General features: G+C 72.5%; 11 protein-coding genes, 1 pseudogene and 1 riboswitch. Of the genes and pseudogenes, 8 read left to right on the top strand and 4 right to left on the bottom strand.

What is annotated here, in order from left to right; all coding sequences use genetic code 11:
• Window positions 1-234: cbb3-type cytochrome c oxidase subunit I (locus AB0H32_RS44635; protein WP_361134260.1), on the bottom strand; the 234-nt coding region annotated here is incomplete at its 3' end.
• Window positions 235-340: 106 nt separating this feature from the next.
• On the opposite strand from AB0H32_RS44635, the gene AB0H32_RS44630 reads away from it, so the two are divergent.
• Together AB0H32_RS44630 and AB0H32_RS44625 are read left to right on the top strand one after the other, a co-directional pair.
• Entirely contained in the window at window positions 341-919 is a 579-nt protein-coding gene (locus tag AB0H32_RS44630; RefSeq protein ID WP_361134257.1) for a sigma-70 family RNA polymerase sigma factor, read from the top strand.
• Window positions 912-1,937, top strand: coding sequence for a CU044_5270 family protein (locus AB0H32_RS44625; protein WP_361134254.1), 1,026 nt, complete (start codon window positions 912-914; stop codon window positions 1,935-1,937). The genes AB0H32_RS44630 and AB0H32_RS44625 overlap by 8 nt, the downstream gene beginning before the upstream one ends.
• Here the strand turns inward: AB0H32_RS44625 and AB0H32_RS44620 are convergent, their stop codons facing one another.
• Window positions 1,938-2,786, bottom strand: a complete 849-nt coding sequence (locus tag AB0H32_RS44620; RefSeq protein ID WP_361134251.1) for a bifunctional 5,10-methylenetetrahydrofolate dehydrogenase/5,10-methenyltetrahydrofolate cyclohydrolase — start codon at window positions 2,784-2,786, stop codon at window positions 1,938-1,940.
• 22 nt (window positions 2,787-2,808) lie between these two features.
• A riboswitch (ZMP/ZTP riboswitch) is annotated at window positions 2,809-2,889 on the bottom strand.
• 361 nt (window positions 2,890-3,250) lie between these two features.
• Entirely contained in the window at window positions 3,251-3,610 is a 360-nt protein-coding gene (locus AB0H32_RS44615) for a nuclear transport factor 2 family protein (protein WP_361134249.1), read from the bottom strand.
• Between the two features lie 176 nt (window positions 3,611-3,786).
• Here AB0H32_RS44615 and AB0H32_RS44610 point away from each other — a divergent pair, with 176 nt between their 5' ends.
• From AB0H32_RS44610 to AB0H32_RS44585, 6 genes are all read left to right on the top strand, one after another.
• The gene (locus tag AB0H32_RS44610) at window positions 3,787-4,062 is read left to right on the top strand and encodes a hypothetical protein (RefSeq protein ID WP_361134246.1); all 276 of its coding nucleotides are present in this window, start codon (window positions 3,787-3,789) and stop codon (window positions 4,060-4,062) included.
• Between the two features lie 237 nt (window positions 4,063-4,299).
• A complete protein-coding gene (locus tag AB0H32_RS44605; RefSeq protein ID WP_361134243.1) occupies window positions 4,300-5,388 on the top strand; it encodes an S-(hydroxymethyl)mycothiol dehydrogenase in 1,089 nt (362 codons plus the stop codon).
• The gene (locus AB0H32_RS44600; protein WP_361134241.1) at window positions 5,388-6,017 is read left to right on the top strand and encodes an MBL fold metallo-hydrolase; all 630 of its coding nucleotides are present in this window, start codon (window positions 5,388-5,390) and stop codon (window positions 6,015-6,017) included. Before AB0H32_RS44605 ends, AB0H32_RS44600 begins: the two co-directional genes overlap by 1 nt.
• Window positions 6,018-6,044: 27 nt before the next feature.
• Entirely contained in the window at window positions 6,045-6,413 is a 369-nt protein-coding gene (locus AB0H32_RS44595) for a DUF4180 domain-containing protein (RefSeq protein ID WP_361134238.1), read from the top strand.
• Between the two features lie 77 nt (window positions 6,414-6,490).
• A complete protein-coding gene (locus tag AB0H32_RS44590) occupies window positions 6,491-7,405 on the top strand; it encodes an SDR family oxidoreductase (protein WP_361134235.1) in 915 nt (304 codons plus the stop codon).
• A 76-nt stretch (window positions 7,406-7,481) separates the two neighbouring features.
• Window positions 7,482-8,270, top strand: coding sequence for an SDR family NAD(P)-dependent oxidoreductase (locus AB0H32_RS44585; RefSeq protein WP_361134232.1), 789 nt, complete (start codon window positions 7,482-7,484; stop codon window positions 8,268-8,270).
• A 5-nt stretch (window positions 8,271-8,275) separates the two neighbouring features.
• Here the strand turns inward: AB0H32_RS44585 and AB0H32_RS44580 are convergent.
• Window positions 8,276-8,546 (bottom strand): annotated as a pseudogene (locus AB0H32_RS44580) (aspartate aminotransferase family protein); the annotation flags it as partial.

Here is an 8,546-nt window from a genome sequence, read left to right as displayed (position 1 = left end):
CGGCGTCGCGAACATCAGCAGCATGATCGTGCCGTGCATCGTGAACGCCTGGTTGAACTGCTCGTTCGACATGATCTGCAGGCCCGGACGGGCCAACTCGGCGCGCATCAGCAGCGCCATCACACCACCGATCAGGAAGAACCCGAACGCTGTGACCAGATAGAGCGTTCCGATCGTCTTGTGATCGGTGGTCGTCAGCCACCGTACGGCCCTGATGTCTTGGATCCTCTTCACGCCCCGCCTGTGTCCGCGCCCGGCCCGTGGGTCACACTCGGACGGCGCGAGGAACATCACGGAAGAAGGGTGTGACGATCCGGGGGGTGCCGGACACGAACGGAACATGAGCAACGACGAGATCTTCGCCGCTGCCTATCGCGAGCACTACTGGGCGGTCAGCCGTTATGTCGCAAGGCGACTTCCGGGGCGGGCCGACGAGGTGGAGGAAGTGGTGGCGGAGGTGTTCACGGTGGCCTGGCGCCGCCGGGCCGACCTGCCCGCATCGCCGCTGCCCTGGCTGTACGGCGTGGCACGCAACTGCCTGGCCAACGCGGTACGCGGCTACGGACGCCGACGGCGGCTGGTGGACCGGATGGGCAACGACGAGGCCGCGCACGGCCGGCACATCGTGGACAGCCCCGACGCGGAGGCCCCCGGCGCCTGGGTGCACGAGGCGCTGGCCCGGCTGTCCCCGGCGGACCAGGAGGTGCTGCGTCTCGCGGCGTGGGAGGAGCTGGGTGCCGACGACATCGCGGTCGCCCTCGGCTGCGGCAGACGGGCCGCGGCGATGCGCCTGCACCGGGCGCGCAGCCGCCTCAGAGCCGAGATCGACCGGATGCGTCCCGCCGCGACCGAGAGGTATTCCGCCCCCGTGGCCGCCCCCGCCGACGCGAGTCTCTGCAAGGACCACCGACATGGCTGACGAACTCGAACTCCTGCGCCGGGCCAACCCGGCGCCGACCGACGGCCCCCGCTTCGGCGACGGGCCGCTGGACCACGGTGCCGAGCGGCACCTGGAGCGGCTGCTGCGCGACGAGGACCGTCCGCGGCGCCGTCCGCGGCTGCTCCCGGCGCTCCCCGGTCGTGGCCCGCGCGCCCGGCTGGTCTGGGGCCTCGCCGCCACCGTCGTCGTCTTCGCGATCGCCCTCGACGCCGTGCTCGGCGGCCCGAGCACCCCGACGGCCGTCGCCGCGCCGCGACCGCTGGCCGTCCACCTCAACTCCACGCCCGTACCGCTGAGGGACATGGTCGCCCTCGCCGACGCGGCCGCGTCGGGCGGCTCACCGCGGCTGCGTCAGGGCACGCACGTGCAGACGTGGAGCCTCAGCCTGGGCGACGAGAAGCCGCCCGTCACGCTTCCCGAGGAGCGGGTGGTGCGCTGGCGGGCGGACGCCACCCACACCGAACTGGTCGTGGCGACCGACCCGCTCAGGCCCGGCCGCCCGGTCCTGACCGACGAGGGCGACAACCCGCACGAGGTGGCGGACGGCCATGTGATCAGCCGCACCACGTACCCGCCGATGTGGAGCGACGCCCCGCCCGAGGGCACCCCGCCGCACACCGCGGCGGCCCTGAGCGCCTACCTCACCGAGATCGCCCGTCCCCAGGTCGACCGCAGCACGGCTCCGCTGAGCACCGCGGAACTCTTCGACGCCGCGGCGGAACTGCTCGACCACTGGACCCTCGGCGCCCGCGAGTCGGCGGCCCTCGTCCGGCTGTTCGCCGGGGCCAAAGGGCTGCGGCCGGCCGGCGGGGTGACCGACCGCCTCGGCCGCGCCGGCCGGGCCTACGTGTACGACGCCGGAGCCATCCGGCACATGCTGATCCTGGAACCGCGCACCGGCGCCGTCCTCGGTATGGAGTACACCTTCACCAAGGACGACCCCGCATACCGGGTGAAGGCCGGGGACGTCATGGGGTACAGCGCCTGGATGCGCTGATCACACCCCGAGCTGCCGGGCGGCGGCGGTCACGGTCTGCTCCAGCAGCGTGGCGATCGTCATCGGGCCGACCCCGCCCGGCACCGGGGTGATCAGCGAGGCCCGCTCGACGGCCGAGTCGAAGTCGACGTCGCCGACGTTGCCGGGGTTGTAACCGGCGTCGACGACGACCGCGCCCGGCTTGATGTCCTGTCCCCGGATCAGCTGCGGCCGTCCGACGGCGGCGACGACGATGTCCGCCTCCCGGACCGCGGCGGACAGGTCCCCGGTCCGCGAGTGGCAGTACGTCACCGTCGCGTCGCGGGCCAGCAGCAGCATGCCCACCGGCTTGCCGAGGATCGCGCTGCGGCCCACCACCACGGCCCGCTTCCCCGCCGGGTCGACGTCGTAGGCGTCGAGCAGCCGGAGGATGCCGCCGGGCGTGCAGGACACGAACCCCGGCAGGCCGAAGCTCATCGTCGCGAAGGAGGCGAAGGTGACGCCGTCGACGTCCTTCTCCGGCGCGATCGCCTCGAACGCGGCCCGCTCGTCGACGTGGTCGCCGACCGGGTGCTGGAGCAGGATGCCGTGCACGGCCGGGTCGGCCGACAACTCCCGCAGCGTGCCCACGAGTTCCGCGGTGGTCGTGCCGGCGGGCAGCGCCACGTGACGCGAGGCGATACCGGCCTTGCGGCAGCGGTTCTGCTTCATGCGGACGTAGGTGACGGACGCCGGGTCCTCGCCGACCAGCACCGTGGCCAGACAGGGTGTGCCGCCCGTCCGTTCGGTGAGATCGGCGGCCCGCTGCGCGGTCTCCTCGACGATGCGGCGGGCGAGGGCGGTGCCGTCCATGAGCCGGGCCTGAGTCATGTGCGCTCCTGAGGTGATCGACCTTCATCGCCCAGGCGCGCGGCATTCAGCACGGGCCGCTCCCCGGTGGTGCTCCACCTCAGCGCCAGTCACGGCCCGCCCACAGCCTAACCGAGGGCGCGGAGCCCGCTGTGGCCGCATCGGGAGCGGCGGTTCTGTGCGGGATCCACGCCGACAGGAGCCGACAAGAAGGGCGACAGCCCGGACACCTCGGCCATGACCGCCGACGGGGCGGGGTACGGCTCACCGGAGCCGGGCATGCCGCGTGCGAGGCGTATGCGGCAGGGGCGGATGCGGGCACGAGCGCGCTGCCCGCAGTGCTGACCGGAGGAGAACGAGCGACGCCTGCAGACCTGCTGCCGAAACCGGTCCCGGCCGCCGGGCACGGGCCCGGCCCAGCGTCGCGCGGGCCGAGAAGGTCCAGGCCAGCCGGGAGGTGACCTGGACCCTCGCCGTCTTCCTTCCTACTCGTCCCATGCCTGGACCAGGATCTGCTCGGCGATCTTTCCATCACGCAGCGTGACCATCGACTCGGCGAGGACGCGGGTGCCGTCCGCGTACTGGCAGGACTCGCTGTAGGCGGCCCGGTCGCCCTGGATGATGCACTGGTCCAGCTTGTGCGTCATGTCGCGGCTGTAGACGTCCTGGAGCATCTCGCCTATCTGGCTCCGGCCGTGCAGGATCTTGGGATGGCTCGGCTGGGTGTTGCGGTCGATGATGCGGACCTCCGCATCCTCCGCGTAGAGCGACAGAAGGGCGCCTTCGGACTTCCCTTCTATGCCCCGGCGCAGCGTCTCGGTGTCGAAGGCTGTCGCGGTGCCCATGGTTGACCTCCTTCGGGCGTCCGCGGCCCGGCGGGGGAGCGGACCGCAACGCGCCCCACCTTCGAGACTCCTCCGCCCGGGCGGGCACGGCAAGCGCGGCCGGCGGCGCTCCGCCTGACGGGTGAGCGCCGTAGGGCGACCGTGTCCGTCCGGCGCCCGGCGCCGTTGCTGGAGGCATGATCTCAACACGACGTATCGTCGCCGCCGTCGGCCTGGCCGCCGGGGTCACGGGTCTTGTCGCGCCGCTCGCGAACGCGGCCGGTGCGAGCACTCCGCACACGGGGCAGAGCAACCCGATGACCACCGTGGACCCGCAGAAGGTCGGCGAGATCCCCGCCCAGCGCAAGTCCCGGGCCCCGAGGGTCGCGGTGCGCACCGGGGCGCTGGACAAGCTCGACGAGCTGAACCGGCTGGACGAACTGGGCCAGGTCACCGACCTCACCGCACCGTGAGCGGCCCGCCGCCCGCCGTCGGGCCCTGAACCTTTCGTGTCGGTGAGGGCCGTCCCCGCCGGGACGGCCCTCACCGTTGTCCTCCGGCGGTCCGCCGACCGGGAACCGCCGTCGGCCGGAAAGATCCCCCCGCCCCCGGCCGGAAAGATCCACTGGCGCCGCCGCGCTCCGTGCCGTCGGCGATCGGTCGCGCGTAGGGTCGGCTCCGAAGGCACATCGAGGAAAAGGGGCCAGGCCATGGCGCAGGAAGTCCGCGGCGTAATCGCACCGGGGAAGGACGAGCCCGTACGGGTCGAGACGATCGTGGTACCGGACCCGGGGCCCGGCGAGGCCGTCGTGCGCATCCAGGCCTGCGGCGTCTGTCACACCGATCTGCACTACAAACAGGGCGGAATCTCGGACGAGTTCCCCTTCCTGCTCGGCCACGAGGCCGCCGGCGTCGTGGAGTCGGTCGGCGAGGGCGTCACCGACGTGGCACCCGGTGACTTCGTCGTCCTCAACTGGCGTGCCGTGTGCGGGAATTGCCGGGCCTGTCTGCGCGGCCGGCCCTGGTACTGCTTCAACACCCACAACGCGCGGCAGAGGATGACCCTCGCGGCCACCGGCCAGGAACTCTCCCCGGCGCTCGGCATCGGCGCGTTCGCCGAGAAGACGCTCGTGGCGGCCGGACAGTGCACCAAGGTCGACCCGGCCGTCTCCCCGGCCGTGGCCGGACTGCTGGGCTGCGGTGTGATGGCCGGCATCGGCGCCGCTATCAACACCGGCAACGTCGGCCGCGGCGACTCCGTCGCCGTCATCGGCTGCGGCGGCGTCGGCGACGCGGCCATCGCCGGATCGAACCTGGCCGGCGCGGCGAAGATCATCGCTGTGGACATCGACGACCGCAAGCTGGAAAAGGCCCGCGCGCTGGGCGCCACCCACACGGTCAACTCCACGATGACCGACCCGGTCGAGGCCGTTCGTGAGCTGACGCACGGCTTCGGCGCCGACGTCGTCATCGAGGCGGTCGGCCGCCCCGAGACGTACAAGCAGGCCTTCTACGCCCGCGACCTGGCCGGCACGGTCGTCCTGGTCGGCGTCCCCACCCCCGAGATGAAGCTCGAACTGCCCCTGCTGGACGTCTTCGGACGCGGCGGAGCGCTCAAGTCCTCCTGGTACGGCGACTGCCTGCCCTCCCGGGACTTCCCGATGCTGATCGACCTGCACCTGCAGGGCCGGCTGCCGCTGGACGCGTTCGTGACCGAGACCATCCAATTGGACGAGGTGGAGAAGGCGTTCGACCGCATGCACCAGGGTGACGTGCTGCGTTCGGTGGTGGTGCTGTGATGACCACGCGCATCGAACGGCTCGTCACCAGTGGGCAGTTCACCCTCGACGGCGGCACCTGGGACGTCGAGAACAACGTGTGGATCGTCGGCGACGAACGCGAAGTGATCGTCATCGACGCCGCCCACGACGCCGAGGCCATCGCCGACGCGGTGGCCGACCGGCGGCTGAGCGCCATCGTGTGCACCCACGCCCACAACGACCACATCAATGCCGCGCCCGCCCTCGCGGAGCTGACCGGCGCCACGATCTGGCTGCACCCCGACGACCTGCTGCTGTGGAGGATGACCCACCCGGGCCGCGAGCCCGATCGTCATCTGGCCGACGGCCAGGTCCTGGAGACCGCCGGCGCCGACCTGACCGTCCTGCACACCCCCGGCCACGCCCCCGGCGCTGTCTGCCTGTACGAACCCGGGCTCGGCGTCGTCTTCACGGGCGACACCCTCTTCCAGGGCGGCCCCGGTGCCACGGGACGGTCGTACTCCCACTTCCCGACGATCATCGACTCCATCCGAGACCGGCTCCTCACCCTCCCGCCGGACACCAAGGTCCTCACCGGGCACGGCGACCCCACCACCATCGGCGCCGAGGCACCCCATCTGGAGGAGTGGATCGAGCGCGGGCACTGACCGCAGGGTCGCCCTGCGATCACGGCCATGACCACCGGCACACTCGAAACACTCCACGACGTGCGCATTCTGCGCTGCAGCCCCGGAGGCCCCGTGCTCGACGGCGAGGGAGCGGCCCTCGATCCGATCGGTGACGCGAGAGGGCGGGGCGCGGAACTCGTTGTGGTGCCGGTGGTTCAGGTCGCGGACGAGTTCTTCCGGCTGCGGCCGGGCGTGGCCGGTGCGGTCCTGCAGAAGCTCGTGAACCACCGGCTGCGGCTCGCCGTCGTCGGCGACACCTCCCGGCGCGTCGACGCGGGCGACGCGCTGCGGGACTTCGGGTACGAGTCGAACCAGGGCCGCCGGCTCTGGATCGTGACCGGCCACGAGGACCTGGACGACAGACCCCGCCGCTGAGAAAAGCCGACAGAAGATGTCGGGCTTTCCCGCGACAGTGGGGGACGACAGCAGTGGTGCCGTACGGGAGGTCGGACATGTCAGGGCCGTTGCAGGACAAGGTGGCGCTGGTCGCCGGGGCGACCCGGGGCGCCGGACGCGGCATCGCCGTCGAACTCGGCGCGGCCGGCGCCACGGTCTACGTCACCGGGCGCACCACGCGCGCCCGCCGCTCCGAGTACGACCGCCCCGAGACCATCGAGGACACCGCCGGCCTCGTCGCCGAGGCGGGAGGACACGGCATCGCTGTCCCCGTCGACCACCTGGACACCTCCGCCGTACGGGACCTCGTGAACCGCATCGCGGACGAACAGGGCCGCCTGGACGTCCTCGTCAACGACGTCTGGGGCGGCGAGAAACTCTTCGAGTGGGACACCCCGGTGTGGGAGCACGACCTCGACAACGGGCTCCGGCTGCTCCGGCTCGCCGTCGAGACGCACGCCGTCACCAGCCACTTCGCCCTGCCGCTCCTGCTGCGCCGGCCCGGCGGCCTGGTGGTGGAGGTCACCGACGGCACCGCGGAGTACAACCGTGACACCTACCGGGTGAACTTCTTCTACGACCTCGCCAAGGCGTCCGTCCTGCGCATGGCCTTCGCTCTGGGACACGAACTCGGCCCCCGCGGTGCCACCGCCGTCGCGCTCACCCCCGGCTGGCTGCGCTCGGAGATCATGCTGGAGGCCTTCGGCGTACGCGAGGACAATTGGCGCGACGCCCTGGCCCGCGAACCGCACTTCGCGATCTCCGAGACCCCGCGCTACGTCGGCCGTGCCGTCGCCGCACTCGCCGCGGACCCCGACGTGGCCCGCCACAACGGGCAGTCCCTCTCCAGCGGCGGCCTCGCCCGGGAGTACGGGTTCACCGACCTCGACGGCAGCAGGCCCGACGCCTGGCGGTACCTGGTCGAGGTACAGGACGCCGGCAAGCCGGCTGACGCGAGCGGCTACCGATGAGCGAGGACCGCCGGAACAGCGGCACGGACGTACGACCTCTGTCGGGGTGATCACCCGCGGCCCTACGGTCACCCCCATGACCGATCTCAAGCGCTTCGCAGGACACGGAGTTCTCGTCACGGGCGCGGCCCGCGGCATCGGCGCCGCCGTCGCCCGGCGGCTCGCCGGGGAAGGCGGGCGGGTCCTGGTGACCGACCGGGACCTGCCCGAGGCCGAGCGGACCGCCGCCGCCCTGCGCCGGCAGGGCGGCACCGCCGAGGCGTTCGCGTGCGACGTCGGGGACCGGGCATCGGTCGAAGCGGCCGTGGCCCGTGCCGTCGCCGCCTTCGGCTCGCTCGACGTACTCGTCACCTGTGCCGCCCACTGCACCCCCGACGTACCGCTCTTCGAGGACGACCCCGACGAGGCGTGGGCCCGCGACCTCGACATCACCCTCACCGGCGCCTACCGCTGCTGCCGCGCGGCCCTGCCGCATCTCGCCGCCTCCGGACGCGGAGCCGTCGTCGGCATCGGCTCCGTCAACGGCCTGCAGGACTTCGGCAACCACGCCTACAGCGCCGCCAAGGCCGGCCTCGGCTCGCTCACCCGGACCCTCGCCGGGCACGTGGCCGCCCGGGGCGTGCGCGTGAACCTCGTTGCTCCCGGCACGGTCCGCACCTCCGCCTGGGAAGGGCGCGACGACGAACTCGACGCCGTCCGAGCCCTCTACCCGCTCGGCCGGGTCGGCGAGCCCGCGGACATCGCCGCCGCGGTCGCCTTCCTCGCCTCCCGTGACGCCGCCTGGATCACCGGCACCACCCTGGTGGTCGACGGCGGACTCACTGCCGTGCACACCGGGTTCCGCGCGGCGCTCGGGCAGAGTTGAAGCAGTCAGCCCGAGGCCGCCGCCAGCACGTCCAGGACCCGCCGCACATCGGCCTCGGTCGTACGCCAGTTGCTGAACGCGGCCCGCAGCGCGGGCACCCCGCCGTACACCGTCGGCGTCAGATACGCCTCCCCGGAGTCGGCGACCGCCCGCGCCAGCGCGTCCACCCGCTGCTGCGAGGGGTCCCCGGCGAGCGTGAAGCACACGACGTTGAGCCGGACCGGGGCCAGCAGGCGCAGGCCGGGCAGGGCGTCGATGCCCTCGCCCAGGCGGCGG

Source organism: Streptomyces sp. NPDC020362 (assembly GCF_040642095.1).
In the GTDB taxonomy this organism is placed as follows: Bacteria; Actinomycetota; Actinomycetes; order Streptomycetales; family Streptomycetaceae; genus Streptomyces.
Note: the sequence above shows the minus strand (reverse complement) of the source record. Positions and strands in the feature narration are given on the sequence as shown.